A 16717-nucleotide genomic window follows, 5' to 3' on the forward strand; every position below is an offset into this window, starting at 1 on the left:
GTTCGTGCCGTTCGTGCCGCGACGAGCCGATCGGGGGACGGCTCGCCCGGCCGACGGCGCGGACGACCTCCCGCCGATCCGATCCAGCCAGGGAGACGCCCCGACGGGATCAGGCGGTGATGTCCTTGGTCGTGAAACGGGCCCAGGCCGCCGAGCCGAACACCGCGACGTACAGCCCCTGAAGCTGGAAGTTCTTGATCAGGTCGTCCCAGTGGACGGGTTCGCGCAGGATGTCGGCGAACGACATCCAGTAGTGCGCGAACAGGTAGGGGTGCACGCCGCTCAGCTGCGGGATGCTGTCCACGATCTGCACCGTGATCAGCAGCCCGACGGTGGCCGCCATCGCCCCGATCCCGCTGCCGGTGAGCGTCGAGACGAACAGTCCGAGCGCGGCGAACCCGGTCAGGGACACCGCGACGGCCAACGCCGTCAGGGCCGCCCGCACCAGACCCTCTCCGACGCCGATCCGGGTCCCGGAGATCGTGGTGACCTCCCCCACCGGGAACAGCAGGGCGCCCACCGCCAGTGCCGACGCCGCCACGGCGAGGGTCGCGACCAGGCAGAAGGCGAGGACGGAGGCGTACTTCACGAGCAGCAGCCGGGTCCGGCCCGCCGGGGCGACCAGCAGATAGCGCAGGGTTCCGCCGCTCGCCTCGCCCGCGACCGCGTCACCCGCGACGACCCCGACGGCCATCGGCAGGAACACCGGGAGCGTCGCGGCGAGGGCGGCGAAGACGAGGAAGAGGCCGTTGTTGGTGACCTGGGCGAGGAACGCCGGCCCGGCCCCGCCGTCCGGCCCGCCCGCTCCGCCACCGCCGCCGCCCGTCTCGATCCGGACCGCGATCCCGATGAGGGCGGGCACGGCGGCGAGGACGCCGAGCAGGGCGAAGGTCCGGTGGCGGCGGAGCAGGGTGGTGATCTCGGACCGCAGCAGGCCCAGCGTCCACCACGGGCCGCGTGGGCGGGCCACCGCGCTCCCCGGCGGCGTGGCCCTCTCAGCCTGCGACATCGAATCCCTCTCCCGTGAGTGCGACGAAGGCGTCCTCCAGCGAGCCCCGCTCGACGCCGAAGGACCGCACCCGCACCCCGTCCGCCACCAACGCCGCGTTGAGGTCGGCGAGATCGACGGCGGCGGGCGGGGCGTCGGCGGTGAGCCGGTCGCCGTCGGCGCTCAGGCCGGTGAGCCCCCGCTCCCGGAGGACGCGGGCGGCGTCCTCGGGGTCGGGGGTGGTGACGGCGAGCCGGCCGCGGGCGCCTGCGGCGAGGTCGGCGACCGGGCCCTGGACGATGAGCCGGCCCCGGGCCATCACGGCGGCGTGCGTGCAGACCTGCTCGATCTCGTCCAGCAGGTGGGAGGAGAGGAACACCGTGGTGCCCTCGGCCGCCAGCTCACGGACCAGGGAACGGATCTCCCGCATCCCCTGCGGGTCGAGGCCGTTGGTCGGCTCGTCCAGGACCAGCAGCCGGCGCGGCCGGAGCAGGGCGGCGGCGAGGCCGAGGCGCTGCTTCATTCCGAGCGAGTACGCCTTGGCCTTCTTCCCGGAGGCGGCGGCGAGCCCGACCCGAGCCAGGGCCGCCTCGACGCGGGTCCGGCGGGTGCGCGGATCGGCGGTGGGGTCGGCCCGGTCGTACCGCAGGAGGTTGTCCCGGCCGTTCAGGAAGCCGTACAGCGCGGGCCCCTCGATCAGCGCTCCGACGTCCGGCAGCACCGTACGCGCGGCCGCCGGCATCGGGCGGCCCAGCACCTCGGCGGTGCCGGACGTCGGGTCGATGAGCCCCATCAGCAGCCGGATCGTGGTGGTCTTCCCGGAGCCGTTGGGGCCGAGGAATCCGAAGACGCTGCCGGCGGGCACGGTCAGGTCGAGGCCGTCCACGGCGAGCTGCCCGCCCCGGTAGCGTTTGGTCAGGCCCCTGGTGCGGATGACCGGACTCGTGCCTTCCGCGCCCTGCGCACCCACCGCGCCCTCCAGGTCCGTCGTCCCCGTCGTCGTCATCCCGGTCGTGCCTCTCCCGTCCGCGGCGGCGCACCCGCGCGGTGCCACCGCCCCGCCGCACGGGGTGCGACGGGGCGGGGTGTCCGGTACCGGCCGCCCGGCACAGCGGGCGGCCTTCCGTGTCCTACTCGGCGGCGTCGGCGGCGCGCACCAGCGCGTCCTTCGTCACCGCTCCGACGTACACCGAGCCGTCGTCCGTCAGCAGGGCGTTGACCAGGCGCGTCTTGAAGACCGTGCCCGAACCGAACTTCCCGGTGACCTTGTCGCCCAGCGCGTCGAGGAAGCCCTGCGCCTCGGCCGGGATGTCGCCCGAGCCTGCCGCGGGGAGGCCCGTGCCGCCGGGGACCTTGATCTCGGCGATCGAGGTCCAGCCCTCGCCGATGACGTTGGCGCCCTCGAAGCCGTCCAGCTCGGCCAGCGGTCCGGGGAGCGCCTTCTGCGCCGCGCCGTGCTCGCCCTCGCCGGTCCCCAGCTCGTCGGCCTCGGTCACCTTGGCGCCCTTGGGCGGCGTGAAGGCGAACGTGGAGGCGGCGGGCTTGGAGAAGTCGACCTTGGTGAAGCCGGCGTCGACCACGGCCTTGCCGCCGCTCGCGGCGGACAGGGTGAACTTCAGCGGTACGCCGTTCTCGGCGTCCACGGCGATGCGGACCGAACCGATCGTCGAGCCGGACTGCTTCGGCTTGATCACCAGCTGGTAGGCGTCCCGCCCGGCGACCCGCGCCGTGCCGCCCACGGTGACCGAGGTGGTGTCCCCGGCCGCCGCGAGCGCCTGCTCGGCGAAGTCCTTCGGGGTGGCCGGAGCGCCCTCGGGGATCTCCGGAGCCTTCCCGGTGCGGTCGCCGCCGTCCCGGCCCTCGGGGGCCTCGGCGTGGTAGACCTCGTCGGACGTGCTGTCGTACGCCCAGACCTCGCCCTGGTTGTGGATGACGCTGTACTCGGACGCCTCCCCGAGGATGGAGAGCTTCTGCCGCTCCGGGCCGTCGGCGGCCACCCGCAGCGTGTGCGTGCCGGACGTCAGCTCCATGAGCTTGTCCTGCGGGGCCGCCGCGCCGCCGTCCCTCTCGCCGGCGGCGGGTGCGAGCGAGCCCGCCAGCCCGTCGAGGGGCAGGCCCAGGTCGGTGCTGATCTTGAACGTGCCGGAGAGCTGCTCCTCGTCGGAGGCGGCGATCCTCTCGATCAGTTCCTGCGCGCTGATCTTCGGAAGGTCCGGGTCGCCGGTGCTCGCGAGCGCCGGGACGAGTCCGATCGTCGCGGCCGCCACCCCCGCGACCGCGACGGGGACGATGTAGCGCGCCGCCTTCCGGCGGCCCACCGTGCCCGCGGCCTCGCCGGTGGTCTCTGCGCTGTCGTTCGGTGCCATGTGTGCCCTACCTCCGTGGTCGGCGGCTTCCGTCCGGTTGCTCGTCCACTCCCCTGCCGCCATTCTCACCCGATGTGGTCAGGAGTGGTGGTATCCATCTGACCAAACGGGGCGGCTCCGGGCGTCAGCCCGGGGGATCAACTCCGCCTACCTCTCCGGTATGACAGCCGGGCGGAGGGGGCGGGGCATCCAGTAGGGGTCTCCCCCCTGCCGCATGACGTCGCATCAGGGCCACGGCGCTCACGTCACGGACGCGACACCTCGGGGACACCGCACGCCGGGCGTACGGCGCGGCGGGACCGCGGAGCGGCCGGCGCCGCCGCCGGGGGGATCAGCCCGCGCGGTGCACCACGGCGTCGCACAGCTCCTCCAGCGCGGACTTCGCGTACCCCTCGGGCAGCGGCGCGAGCGTGGCGCGCGCCGCCTGGGCGTAGTGCACGGTGTCCTGGCGGGCCCGCTCCAGCGCCGGGTGGGCGCGCAGCCGGCGCAGCACCTCGGTCAGGGCGTCGTCGTCGCTGAGGTCGCCGTCGAGCAGCTCGACGAGCTCCAGGTCGTCGGGCTTGCCGTCGGCCGCCGCCTGGGCGCGCAGCCGCAGGACCGGAAGCGTCGGGATGCCCTCGCGCAGGTCGGTGCCGGGGGTCTTGCCGGACTCGTGGGAGTCGGAGGCGATGTCGAGGACGTCGTCGGCGAGCTGGAAGGCGATGCCGAGCCGCTCCCCGTACTGGGTGAGGACGTCCACGGTCCGCTCGTCGGCGCCGGACATCAACGCGCCGAACCGGCCGGACACGGCGACCAGCGAGCCGGTCTTGCCGCTGAGGACGTCCAGGTAGTGGTCGACCGGGTCGCGGCCGTCGCGCGGGCCCGCCGTCTCCAGGATCTGGCCGGTGACGAGCCGTTCGAACGCCTCCGCCTGGATGCGGACGGCCTCGGGGCCGAGGTCGGCCAGGATGTGGGAGGCGCGGGCGAAGAGGAAGTCGCCGGTGAGGACGGCGACGGAGTTGCCCCAGCGGGTGTTGGCGCTGGGCACCCCGCGCCGCACGTCGGCCTCGTCCATCACGTCGTCGTGGTACAGCGTGGCCAGGTGGGTCAGCTCGACGACGACCGCCGAGGGGACGACTCCCGGCGCACCGGGATCGCCAAACTGTGACGCGAGCATGACCAGCAGGGGGCGGAACCGCTTGCCCCCCGCCCGCACCAGGTGCTGGGCGGCGTCCGTGATGAAGGGCACATCGCTCTTGGTGGCTTCGAGCAGCCCCGCCTCGACAGCGGCCAGGCCCGACTGGACATCGGCCTCAAGAGCCTGGTCCCGCACGTGCAGTCCGAACGGCCCGACGACGGTCACGAGGGCATCTCCTGTCTGCTGACGATCACACGCAATGTCGATGTGTCGCTGAGTCTCGAATCGACTTCAGCGTATCCGGTCCCCTGTGGATCACCGTGGGCGGCTTCCCGCCGCCGCCGGTATGTTCGGGATCAGCTCATACGATCAGGAGTCCCCGTTTTGTCCCACAGCACGGCCGCCACCGAGCCGACCCAGCCCCCTCCCGAGGACGACCACGCCTTCTTCGGCCAGCCACGGGGCCTGATGACCCTGTCCGGCCTGGAGGTCTGGGAGCGGTTCTCGTTCCTGGGCATGCAGGCCATCCTGGTGCTGTTCTTCGCCGACACGGTGAGAGACGGCGGCATGGACATGGACCCCGGCACCGCCGCCTCCGTCTCCGCCGCCTACGGGACACTGGTCTACCTGGTGTCCGTGGCGGGCGGCTGGCTGGCCGACCGCATCCTCGGCTCCTACCGGGCCGTGCTGTACGGCGGAATCCTCATCGCCTGCGGGCACTACTGCATGGCCGTTCCCACCGACGCCATGACCTGGGTCGGCCTCGGTCTGATCAGCGCCGGAACGGGCCTGCTCAAGCCCAATGTGGCCTCCATGGTCGGCAAGCTCTACCGCACCGAGGACGAGCGGCGCGACGCCGGCTTCGCCCTCTACTACATGGGCATCAACGTCGGGGCCTTCGCCGGCCCGCTGATCACCGGCTGGCTGGGCGACCACGCGAGCTGGCACTGGGGCTTCTCCGCCGCCGCGATCGGCATGACCCTCGGCCTGATCCAGTACGTCGCGGGCCGCCGTCACCTGGCCGGACGCAAGCACGCCGCCGAGTTCGCGCTGGCCCCCGAGGCGATGCGCCGGGCCGTCCGGCTCATCGTCGGCGGGGCCGTGGCGGTCGCCGTCGTCGCCACGCTGCTGGCCCTGGCGGGCTGGCTGACGATGGACCGCTTCGTCGACGTCCTGACCGTCATCTCGGTGATCGCCCCGATCGCCTACTTCACGGTGATGTTCCGCTCCCCCCGGGTCACCGCCGAGGAACGCGGCAGGCTGCGCCCGTACGTCGTGCTGTTCCTGGGGTCCGTCGTCTTCAACTTCATCCTCTTCCAGGCGTACTCGACGATGATGCTCCTGGCGTCGACGAACGCCCGGACCGAGATCCTCGGCTTCACCTTCCCGGCCAGCTGGTACGCCTCCGCGCTGGGCGCCTTCGAGGTCGCCCTCGCCCCCGTCGTCGCCGCGGTCTGGGCGAAGATGGGCCCCCGCCAGCCGCACGCCTCCAACAAGATCGCGTTCGGGGTGATCCTCGGCGGGCTCTCCTTCCTGCTGATGGTCCTGCCGACCTCCGGGCACGGGGACGACGTGTACCGCATGGCCGCCTGGTGGATCGTCGGCTCGTACCTGCTGCTCGGGCTCGGCGACATCCTGCTGGAGACCTCCGGCATGTCCGCCACCACCAAGCTCGCCCCGAAGGCGTTCGCCAGCCAGACGATGGCCCTGTGGTTCCTCTCGCTCGCCCTGGCCAACGGCATCCAGTCCCAGATCGTGAAGCTGTACGGCGAGGTCTCCAACCCCGCCTACTTCGGCGTCAACGGTGCGATCGCCGTCGCGGCCGGTGTGGCGATGATCGTCGCCACCCCCTGGCTGCGGCGCACGATGCACCCCGTCCACTAGCGGCCCCGCAGAGGCGTCCCCGTCCCCCACCGAGGTGACCCATGAACATCACGACCGAGTTCCCGTACGAGAGCACCCGCGAGGACGTGTACATCCCGCTGTCCGACGGCACCCGGCTCTACGCCCGGATCTGGCGCCCGCTGACCGACGAACCGGTCCCGGCACTGCTGGAGTACCTGCCCTACCGGCTGAGCGACTGGACCGCGCCCCGGGACTGGCAGCGCCACCCCTGGTACGCGGGCCACGGCTACGCCTCCGTACGGGTCGACGTGCGGGGCCACGGCAACAGCGAGGGGCTGCCGGGCGACGAGTACGACGCGCAGGAACTGGAGGACGGGGTCGCCGTCATCCACTGGCTGGCCCAGCAGGAGTGGTGCTCCGGCCGCGTGGGGATGTTCGGCATCTCCTGGGGCGGTTTCAACTCGCTCCAGATCGCCGCGCTCGCCCCCGAGCCGCTGAAGGCGGTCGTCACCGTCTGCTCGGCGGACGACCGCTACGACAACGACGTCCACTACATGGGCGGCTCCGTCCTCGCCGTGGACATGCACGCCTGGGCCGCCACCATGCTCGCCTTCGTCTGCCGGCCGCCCGACCCGGCCCAGGTCGGCGACGACTGGAAGGAGATGTGGCTGAAGCGGCTGGAGTCCGTCGACCCCTTCATCCACACCTGGCTCGCCCACCAGAGCCGCGACGCCTACTGGAGGCACGGCAGCGTCTGCGAGGACTACGGCGCGATCAAGGCGAACGTCCTGGCCGTGGGCGGCTGGCACGACCCCTACCGCGACACGGTCCTGCGGCTCGTGGAGCACCTCGACCCGGAGCGGGTGCGCGGGCTGATCGGCCCCTGGTCGCACCAGTACCCGGACCGGGGGCTGCCGCCGGGGCCCGCGATCGGCTTCCTCCAGGAGACGCTGCGCTGGTGGGACCAGCACCTCAAGGGCAAGGAGACGGGCGTGATGCGGGAGCCGCTGCTGCGGTCCTGGATCAGCGGCTCGCACCCGCCCGCCACGGTGTACGAGACACTGCCCGGCCGCTGGGTCGGGGACGCGAGCTGGCCCTCGGAGAACGTCTCCCCGGTGGCGTACGCCCTCCAGGGCGGTGAGCGGATCGTCGCCTCGCCGCAGCAGACCGGCCTGGACGCGGGCCGCTTCTTCCCGTTCGGCAACGACGCGGACCTGCCGCCGGATCAGCGGGACGAGGACGCGAAGTCGGTGTCGTTCGAATTCCCCGTCGAGGAGGCGCCGATCGAGATCCTCGGCCGCCCCCGGGTGAAGCTCCGCATCCGGATGGACGCGACCCGCGGCCAGGCCATCGCCCGCCTCTGCGACGTCGCGCCCGACGGCTCCTCCACCCTGGTCACCCGGGGGGTCCTCAACCTCGCCGCCCGGCACGGCCGCGACCGCGCCGACGACTGGGTCCCGGGCGAGACCGAGGACGTGGTCTTCGACCTCAACGGCATCGGGCACACCTTCCCGCCCGGCCACCGCATCCGGCTCGCCGTCTCCTCCTCGTACTGGCCCTGGATCTGGCCGCAGGCCGGCTCGGCGGGCTTCACCCTGGACGCCGACGGCAGCCTGGTCGAACTGCCGGTGCGCCGCCACACCGAGGACCCGGCGATCGTCTTCGGGGAGCCCGAGCAGTCCGAACCGCTCGGCGTGGTCCACCCGGTCAGCCTGGAGGAGCCGCGCCCCGAACGCCTCGTCGTCCGCGATGTGGCCAAGGGCGAATGGCGGCTGGAGGTGGACCCCCGCTACGGCGGTACGCGGGTCTATCCCGACGGCCTCGAATTCACCGAGGACGCCCTGGAGACGTACACGATCCAGCAGGACGACCCGCTCTCCGCGCGGACCCGCTCCGACTGGCGGATCCGGTTGCACCGCCCGGAGGCGGCCTGGGACGTCACGATCGAGACCCGCTCCGAGATCGCCGCCGACGACCACGACTTCATCACCTCCAACGAGGCGATCTGCAAGGACGGCGAGGAGATCGTCTTCCACCGCACCTGGGAGAAGCGCATCCCGCGCACGGCGGGCTGAGCGGCCCGCCCGCCCCGCCCCCCGGGGCATCCGGGGGGTCGGGCGAACTTTCCGGGCAATGTGCGCAGTTGGGGACAGTCAGGGCACTGCCGCTGGGTAGGAGCACCGACGTAACGTGTCCTCCACGCGACCTGGAAAGCGAGGCAGCACCCACATGCCCGAGCAGAGCAGCCCGCTCGATCTGGCCGAGGGCGACCCCTTCGGCCCCCACAACCTTCCGTACGGTGTGTTCTCCACCCCCGACCGCCCCGACGACCGGCGGGTCGGCGTCCGCATCGGCGACCACGTCCTGGACGCCGGGGCCGCCGCCCACGCGCTGGGCTCCCCCTACGCGGGCCTGCTGGCGCAGCCGACCCTGACGCCGCTGCTCGCGGCGGGCCGCACCGCCTGGCGGGACGTGCGCCGCGCGCTCACCGCCTGGCTGACCGTCCCCGCCCACCGCGCGGACATCGAGCCGCTGCTGCACCCGGTGCACGCGGTGACCCTGCACCTGCCGTACGAGGTCGCCGACTACGTCGACTTCTACGCCAGCGAGCACCACGCCACCAACGTCGGAAAGATCTTCCGGCCGAACGGCGACGCGCTGACCCCCAACTGGAAGCATCTGCCGATCGGCTACCACGGCCGCTCCGGCACCGTCGTGGTCTCGGGCACGGACGTGGTGCGCCCCAGCGGCCAGCGCAAGGCCCCCGCCGACCCGGCTCCCGTCTTCGGGCCATCGGTGAAGCTGGACATCGAGGCTGAGGTCGGCTTCGTCGTCGGCGTCCCCTCCGCGCACGGCACTCCGGTGCCGCTGGCCGACTTCCGCGAGCACGTCTTCGGGCTCTCGCTCCTCAACGACTGGTCCGCCCGCGACCTCCAGGCATGGGAGTACGTGCCGCTCGGCCCGTTCCTCGGCAAGTCCTTCGCCACCTCCGTCTCCGCCTGGGTCACCCCGCTGGAGGCCCTGGACGCCGCCCGCACCGCGCCCCCGGCCCGCGACTTCCCGCTCCTCCCCTACCTCGACGACGCGGAGGACGAGGAGCCGGGCGGCTTCGACATCCGGATCAGCGTCGAGATCAACGGCCAGGTGGTCGCCGAGCCGCCGTTCGCCTCGATGTACTGGACGGCCGCCCAGCAGCTCGCCCACATGACGGTGAACGGCGCCTCGCTGCGCACCGGCGACCTGTACGGCTCCGGCACCGTCAGCGGCCCCGAGCCCGCCCAGCGCGGCTCGCTCCTGGAGCTCACCTGGAACGGCCGCGACGCGCTGGAGCTGCCCGAGGGCAAGCGGACGTTCCTGGAGGACGGCGACACGGTCACCCTGACCGCCTGGGCCCCCGGCCCGCACGGCACCCGCGTGGGCCTCGGCGACGTGACCGGCAGGATCGTCACCGCGCCATGACGCCTGAAGCCCGCGCGCTGACGCTGCCCGAGGAACTGATCCTGCTCGCCCTGGACCCGGAGCGGGGCAAGCCGACCTGCAACGCCCGCGATCTGGCGTACGGGACCGCCGGGGCCGTCCTCGCGGAGCTGGAGATCCAGGGGCGGATACGGGAGGAGCGCGGCCGGGTCCAGGTGGTGAACCCGCTGGACCCGGCCGACCCGCTCCTCGCCGCCCTGCTCCGGACCCTGGACCCGCCGGCCAAGGGCCGCCGCCCGGGGGTCCGCGCCCGGCGCTGGGTGGGTGACCACGACCGGCACGTACAGGAGAAGTACCTGGACTTGCTGGTCGAACGCGCCGTCCTGTCCCGGGAGACCCGCCGCTTCCTCGGCGTCTTCCCGTACCACCGCCACTTCCCTGGCGTGCCGGACCTGGCGCGGGGGGTCCTCCACCGGTTCACGGCGGCCGAGGCGGCGGGGTACCCGGACCACCGCGACCGGGTGCTGGCCGCCCTGGTCTCGGCGATCGGCCTCGCCGGGGAACTCACCCGCCTCGGCCGCACGGGCCGGACGGTCATGAAGGTCATGCGCCGCTCCGAGTGGACCGCCGTGGCCGTCCACCACAACGTGAAGCAGAACGAGTCCGGCGACGGCTGGAGCGGCGGGGGCGGAGAGAGCGGCGGCTGCGGAGGGGGCGGCGGGGACTAGGGGATGGGCCGGGAGGGGGCCCGGCCAGCGGCGCGGGAGGCGTGCACACGTTCGGGGGAGCCTCATCCGGTTCCCGGCGGATACGCTGGTCGGGCCCGCGAGACTCTCCCCATGGGAGCAATGATGAGCGTCGAACCCGAGGCATCCGAGCCGCGGTGGGCGGTCCCGCCCGAGGGCGGCTGGACCGCCGATGACCTGGACACACTCCCGAATCTGCCTCCGCACACGGAGCTGATCGACGGGAGCCTCGTTTTCGTGAGTCCGCAGACCCTGTTCCATTCACGAGCAGTCGACTTCTTCAACTGGCAGCTACAGTCCCTGGCTCCGCCCGAGCTGGAGGTCGTGCGCGAGTTCACCATCGACATCGACCGCTACAACCGGCCCGAGCCCGATGTGATCGTCATCGACGGTGACATCATCCAGGACCCGAGCCAGACCCGGTTCCCCGCCGAGTCGGTGCGCCTCGCCATCGAGGTCGTCTCCCCGCAATCCCGGTCTCGCGACCGGGAGACCAAGCCCGTGAAATACGCCCGCGCCACGATCCCCCACTACTGGCGGGTGGAGAACCACGACGGGCATGCCGTGGTGTACGTCTTCGAGCGGGAGCCGGCCACCGGTGCGTACACCTCGACGGGGATCTTCCACGACCGGATGAAGGTCGCGGTGCCCTTCCCCGTCGACCTGGACCTCACCGCGATCACGCCCCGCCGCCGGGCGGCGGACCTGGGATAGGTCCGCCGCCTCCGCCCGGTACGCGTGTCACTCGTACTCGGGCGGTTCCTCGTCCCAGGCGAACTCGGGGTCGCCGTGCTGCGGGGCCGGGGCGACCGGGGCCTTGGCGCGAACCGGGGCCGCCGGACGTGAGGCGGGCACGGAGGCCGTGGGAGCGGCGGCGGGCGACGCGGCCGGGGCGGCGGGAGCCAGTGCCTCCGGGGACGCCGGTGCCGCGTCTCCAGACGTCTGCGCCAGGACCTCCAGCACGCCCTCCCCGTAGGTCGCCAGCTTCTTCTCGCCCAGGCCGCTGACGCCGCCCAGCTCCGCGAGGGAGGAGGGGTGCAGGGTCGCGATCTCGCGCAGGGTCGCGTCGTGGAAGATGACGTACGCCGGGACGCCCTGCTCCTTCGCCGTGGCCCCGCGCCAGGCGCGCAGCGCCTCGAAGACCGGGACGGCGGACTCGGGGAGGTCCGCGGCGGCCGCCTTGCCCTTGGCTCCGCCGGAGGACGAGGACGAACGGGTCGTGGGCTTCTTGGGCTCCTTGCGGAGCAGCACGTCCCGCTCCCGGCCCAGGACCGTCGCGCTCTCCTCCGTGAGGACCAGCGTGCCGTACTCCCCCTCGACGGCGAGCAGCCCCTGGGCCAGCAGCTGGCGCACCACACCGCGCCACTCCGCCTCGGCCAGCTCCTCGCCGATGCCGAAGACGGAGAGCTGGTCGTGGTCGAACTGGATGACCTTGGCGGTCTTGCGGCCCAGCAGGATGTCGATGATCTGGCCCGCGCCGAACTTCTGGTTCCGCTCGCGCTTCAGCCGCACCACCGTGGAGAGCAGCTTCTGCGAGACGACCGTGCCGTCCCAGGTCTCCGGCGGGACGAGGCAGGTGTCGCAGTTGCCGCAGGCGGGGGCCGTGGGCTCCTGGCCGAAGTAGGTCAGCAGCTGGGCCCGGCGGCACTGGACCGTCTCGCACAGGGCCAGCATCGAGTCCAGATGGGAGGCGGCCCGGCGGCGGAACGCCTCGTCGCCCTCGCCGCCCTGGATGAGCTTGCGCTGCTGGACGACGTCCTGGAGTCCGTACGCCATCCAGGCCGTCGACGGCTCCCCGTCACGGCCCGCGCGGCCGGTCTCCTGGTAGTACCCCTCGACGGACTTGGGAAGGTCGACGTGGGCCACGAAGCGGACGTCCGGCTTGTCGATGCCCATGCCGAACGCGATCGTCGCGACGACGACGAGCCCCTCCTCCCGGAGGAAGCGCGCCTGGTGGGTGGCGCGCGTGGCGGCGTCCAGGCCCGCGTGGTACGGCACGGCCTCGACGCCGTTGCGGCAGAGGTACTCGGCGATCTTCTCGGTGGAGTTACGGGAGAGGCAGTAGACGATGCCCGCGTCCCCGGCGTGCTCCTCCTTGAGGAAGGAGAGCAGCTGCTTCTTGGGCTCGGACTTCGGCACGATCCGGTACTGGATGTTCGGCCGGTCGAAGCTCGCGACGAAGTGCTTCGCGTCCGGCATGCCGAGCCGGCGGGTGATCTCCTCGTGCGTGGCATGGGTCGCGGTCGCCGTCAGGGCGATGCGCGGAACGTCCGGCCAGCGCTCGCCGAGCACGGACAGGGCCAGATAGTCGGGGCGGAAGTCGTGGCCCCACTGGGCGACGCAGTGCGCCTCGTCGATCGCGAAGACGGAGATCTCGCCCCGGGCCAGCAGGGAGAGGGTGGAGTCCAGGCGGAGCCGCTCGGGCGCGAGGTAGAGCACGTCCAGCTCGCCCGCGAGGAACTGGGCCTCCATCGAGCGGCGCTCGTCGAAGTCCTGCGTGGAGTTCATGAAGCCGGCCCGGACGCCGAGCGCGCGCAGGGCGTCGACCTGGTCCTGCATGAGGGCGATCAGCGGCGAGACCACGACACCGGTGCCCCGGCGGACCAGGGACGGGATCTGGTAGCAGAGGGACTTTCCGCCGCCGGTGGGCATGAGCACGACCGCGTCGCCGCCCGCCACCACATGCTCGATGACCGCGCCCTGCTCGCCACGGAACGACTCGTAGCCGAAGACGCGGTGCAGCGTCCGCCGCGCCTCGCTCTCGCCGCCCGTGTCGGTGTCGGCGTCGGTTTCGGTGTCGGCGTCGGTTTCGGTGTCGGTCACCGTCCCGGTCACATCCATGGTCACACCCAATGCTCTGTCCCCCGAGGTCCGCGCGTCCCGGCCCTGTCCTGTCTGTCCCGTCCCCGACCACGATAGGCGGCTCCTACGACAGCGCCGGACGGTCCTGTGGATATCGGACCGTCCGGCGCTGCTGCCGTGCATACTGCGGGGCTCCGCGCGGGCTACCGCACGAACACTCCCGCCTGGCTCGCCAGGTCCAGGAAGTACTGCGGGGCCAGGCCCAGCACCAGGGTGACGGCCACACCGACCGCGATCGTCGTCATGGTCAGCGGGGACGGGACGGCGACCGTGGGGCCGTCCGCCTTCGGCTCGCTGAAGAACATCAGGACGATCACCCGGATGTAGAAGAACGCCGCGACGGCCGAGGAGAGCACCCCGACGATGACGAGCGGGGCCGCGCCGCCCTCGGCAGCCGCCTTGAAGACAGCGAACTTCCCGGCGAAGCCGGAGGTCAGCGGGATACCCGCGAAGGCCAGCAGGAACACCGCGAAGACCGCCGCGACCAGCGGCGAGCGGCGGCCGAGCCCGGCCCACTTCGACAGGTGGGTGGCCTCGCCGCCCGCGTCGCGCACCAGCGTGACGACGGCGAACGCGCCGACCGTCACGAAGGAGTAGGCCAGCAGGTAGAAGAGGACCGAGGAGATCCCCTCCGGGCTGGCCGCGATGACGCCCGCGAGGATGAAGCCCGCGTGCGCGATCGAGGAGTAGGCCAGCAGCCGCTTGATGTCGGTCTGGGTGATCGCGACGATCGCGCCGCCCAGCATCGTGACGATGGCCACCGACCACATGACCGGGCGCAGGTCCCAGGTGAGGCCGGGCAGCGCCACGTACAGCAGGCGCAGCATCGCGCCGAACGCGGCGACCTTCGTGGCCGCGGCCATGAAGCCGGTCACCGGGGTCGGGGCGCCCTGGTAGACGTCCGGAGTCCACATGTGGAACGGGATCGCACCGACCTTGAAGAGCAGGCCGACCAGGATCATCGCCCCGCCGATGAGCAGCAGCGCGTCGTTGCCCATGGTGTCGGCGAGTGCCGGGTCGATCTCCAGGACCGAGCCGTCGACGACATTGGCGATGTCGGCGTAGGCGAGGGAGCCCGCGTAGCCGTAGAGGAGGGCGATCCCGAAGAGGAAGAACGCCGAGGAGAACGCGCCGAGCAGGAAGTACTTCACGGCGGCTTCCTGCGACAGCAGCCGCTTGCGGCGGGCCACGGCGCACAGGAGGTAGAGCGGGAGGGAGAAGACCTCCAGCGCGATGAACAGGGTCAGCAGGTCGTTGGCCGCCGGGAAGACCAGCAGGCCCGCCACGGAGAACAGGAGCAGCGGGAAGACCTCGGTCGTGGCGAAGCCGGCCCGGACCGCGGCCTTCTCGCCCTCACCGCCCGGTACGGCTCCGGCCTGGGCGGCGAAGGAGTCGACCCGGTTGCCGTGGGCGGTGGGGTCCAGCCGCCGCTCGGCGAAGGTGAACACCGCCACCATGGCGACCAGCAGAATGGTGCCCTGGAGGAACAGGGTGGGACCGTCGATCGCGATGGCGCCCATGGCCGCGATCTGGGCCTTCGTGGTGCCGTATCCTCCGGCCGCGAGGCCGACGATCGCGGCGAACGAGGCGGCGACCGCCACCACGGTCAGGAAGAGCTGGGTGTGGTAGCGGGCCCGGCGCGGCACGAACGCCTCCACCAGGATGCCCAGGACGGCGGCGCCCACGATGATCAGGACCGGCATCAGCTGGGTGTACTCGATCTCGGGCGCCGTGAAGGAACTGCCCGGTGCCGCCGATGTCACCCCGCTCGCCGTCGTCCACAGACTGTGGACAGCTGTTGCGCTCACTTGGCGGCCTCCACCTCGGGCTGGGGGTCCTTCTTCTGTACGTCGGACATGGTGTGCTCCACCGCCGGGTTGACGACCTCGGTGAGCGGCTTCGGGAAGACGCCCAGGAAGATCAGCACGGCGATCAGCGGAAGGGCGACCGCCAGCTCCCGGGCCCTGAGGTCCGGCATCCCGCGGACCGATTCCTTCACCGGGCCGGTCATCGTGCGCTGGTAGAGGACCAGGACGTAGAGCGCGGCGAGCACGATGCCGGAGGTGGCGATGACACCGGCCACCGGATACGCGCTGAACGTGCCGACGAGGACCAGGAACTCACTGACGAACGGGGCGAGTCCGGGCAGCGACAGGGTGGCGAGCCCGCCGATGAGGAACGTCCCGGCCAGCACGGGGGCGACCTTCTGCACCCCGCCGTAGTCCGCGATGAGCCGTGATCCGCGCCGGGTGATGAGGAATCCGGCGACCAGCAGCAGCGCGGCCGTCGAGATTCCGTGGTTGACCATGTAGAGCGTGGCGCCCGACTGGCCCTGGCTGGTCATCGCGAAGATGCCCAGGATGATGAAGCCGAAGTGCGAGATCGAGGCGTAGGCGATGAGCCGCTTGATGTCGCGCTGGCCGACCGCGAGCAGCGCCCCGTACACGATGGAGACGAGCGCCAGGGCGATGACCACCGGGGTCGCCCACTTGCTGGCCTCCGGGAAGAGCCCGAGGCAGAAGCGGAGCATCGCGAAGGTGCCGACCTTGTCGACGATCGCGGTGATCAGCACGGCGACCGGGGCGGTCGCCTCGCCCATCGCGTTGGGGAGCCAGGTGTGCAGCGGCCACAGCGGGGCCTTGATCGCGAAGGCGAGGAAGAACCCGAGGAAGAGCCACCGCTCGGTGCTGGTCGCCATCTCCAGGGAGCCGTTGGCGCGGGCCTCGGCGATCTCGGAGAGCGAGAAGCTGCCCGCGACCACGTACAGCCCGATGACGGCGGCCAGCATGATCAGGCCGCCGGCCAGGTTGTAGAGGAGGAACTTGACCGCCGCGTAGGAACGCTGGGTCGCGGCGTTCTCGTCGGTGCCCGCGTGGGCCCGGTCGCCGAAGCCGCCGATGAGGAAGTACATCGGGATGAGCATGGCTTCGAACAGGATGTAGAAGAGGAAGACGTCGGTGGCGACGAACGACAGGATCACCATGGCCTCGACCATGAGGATCAGGGCGAAGAAGCCCTGTGTCGGACGCCAGCGAGAGGACTTCGTCTCCTGGGGATCGGCGTCGTGCCAGCCCGCGACGACGACGAACGGGATCAGCAGCGCGGTGAGGCCGAGGAGCGCCACCCCGATGCCGTCCACGCCCAGTTCGTAGCGGACGCCGAAGTCGGCGATCCAGGAACGGGACTCGGTGAGCTGGTAGCGGTCGCCGCCCGGTTCGAAGCGGAGGAAGACGACGGCCGCCAGGACGAGCGTGCCGAGCGAGAAGAGCAGCGCGAGCCATTTGGCCGCGGTGCGCCGCGCGGCGGGGACGGCGGCGGTGGCGATGGCGCCGATCGCCGGGAGCGCCGCCGTCGCGGTCAGGAGGGGAAAGGACAT

General features: G+C 72.0%; 12 protein-coding genes. 5 read left to right on the forward strand and 7 right to left on the reverse strand.

All coding sequences use genetic code 11. The features are described 5' to 3' along the window. Positions 1–109: 109 nt before the first annotated feature. From ACIQMU_RS09760 to ACIQMU_RS09775, 4 genes are all read right to left on the reverse strand, one after another. A complete protein-coding gene (locus ACIQMU_RS09760) occupies positions 110–1009 on the reverse strand; it encodes an ABC transporter permease (protein WP_402688600.1) in 900 nt (299 codons plus the stop codon). Further along, entirely contained in the window at positions 996–1994 is a 999-nt protein-coding gene (locus tag ACIQMU_RS09765; RefSeq protein ID WP_402688601.1) for an ABC transporter ATP-binding protein, read from the reverse strand. The genes ACIQMU_RS09760 and ACIQMU_RS09765 overlap by 14 nt, the downstream gene beginning before the upstream one ends. A gap of 124 nt (positions 1995–2118) precedes the next feature. Beyond that, positions 2119–3354 carry an outer membrane lipoprotein carrier protein LolA gene (locus ACIQMU_RS09770; protein WP_402688602.1) on the reverse strand — a complete coding sequence of 412 codons (1236 nt, stop codon included), beginning with the start codon at positions 3352–3354 and terminating at the stop codon, positions 2119–2121. 331 nt (positions 3355–3685) lie between these two features. After that, on the reverse strand, positions 3686–4696 hold the full coding sequence (locus ACIQMU_RS09775; RefSeq protein ID WP_402688603.1) for a polyprenyl synthetase family protein: 1011 nt from the start codon (positions 4694–4696) through the stop codon (positions 3686–3688). Between the two features lie 159 nt (positions 4697–4855). On the opposite strand from ACIQMU_RS09775, the gene ACIQMU_RS09780 reads away from it, so the two are divergent. The 5 genes from ACIQMU_RS09780 to ACIQMU_RS09800 all read left to right on the forward strand — a co-directional run bounded on the left by ACIQMU_RS09780 (position 4856) and on the right by ACIQMU_RS09800 (position 11193). After that, positions 4856–6355: a peptide MFS transporter gene (locus tag ACIQMU_RS09780; RefSeq protein ID WP_352242869.1), complete on the forward strand. Its 1500-nt coding sequence runs from the start codon at positions 4856–4858 to the stop codon at positions 6353–6355. A 41-nt stretch (positions 6356–6396) separates the two neighbouring features. Next, on the forward strand, positions 6397–8391 hold the full coding sequence (locus ACIQMU_RS09785; protein WP_356729435.1) for a CocE/NonD family hydrolase: 1995 nt from the start codon (positions 6397–6399) through the stop codon (positions 8389–8391). A 154-nt stretch (positions 8392–8545) separates the two neighbouring features. Beyond that, positions 8546–9775, forward strand: coding sequence for a fumarylacetoacetase (gene fahA, locus ACIQMU_RS09790; RefSeq protein ID WP_352242871.1), 1230 nt, complete (start codon positions 8546–8548; stop codon positions 9773–9775). After that, complete coding sequence (locus ACIQMU_RS09795; RefSeq protein WP_352242872.1) at positions 9772–10461, forward strand: GPP34 family phosphoprotein; 690 nt, start codon at positions 9772–9774, stop codon at positions 10459–10461. Before fahA ends, ACIQMU_RS09795 begins: the two co-directional genes overlap by 4 nt. Positions 10462–10584: 123 nt before the next feature. Beyond that, on the forward strand, positions 10585–11193 hold the full coding sequence (locus ACIQMU_RS09800) for a Uma2 family endonuclease (RefSeq protein WP_352242957.1): 609 nt from the start codon (positions 10585–10587) through the stop codon (positions 11191–11193). Between the two features lie 27 nt (positions 11194–11220). On the opposite strand, the gene recQ is transcribed toward ACIQMU_RS09800, so the two are convergent. The 3 genes from recQ to ACIQMU_RS09815 form a co-directional block, all read right to left on the reverse strand. After that, positions 11221–13320 carry a DNA helicase RecQ gene (gene recQ / locus ACIQMU_RS09805; protein ID WP_402688604.1) on the reverse strand — a complete coding sequence of 700 codons (2100 nt, stop codon included), beginning with the start codon at positions 13318–13320 and terminating at the stop codon, positions 11221–11223. Between the two features lie 164 nt (positions 13321–13484). Further along, entirely contained in the window at positions 13485–15149 is a 1665-nt protein-coding gene (gene nuoN / locus ACIQMU_RS09810; protein WP_352242874.1) for an NADH-quinone oxidoreductase subunit NuoN, read from the reverse strand. Further along, complete coding sequence (locus ACIQMU_RS09815; RefSeq protein ID WP_402688605.1) at positions 15146–16717, reverse strand: NADH-quinone oxidoreductase subunit M; 1572 nt, start codon at positions 16715–16717, stop codon at positions 15146–15148. Before ACIQMU_RS09815 ends, nuoN begins: the two co-directional genes overlap by 4 nt.

Origin of the sequence: Streptomyces sp. NPDC091649 (assembly GCF_044756785.1) — a bacterium.
Taxonomy (GTDB): domain Bacteria; phylum Actinomycetota; class Actinomycetes; order Streptomycetales; family Streptomycetaceae; genus Streptomyces.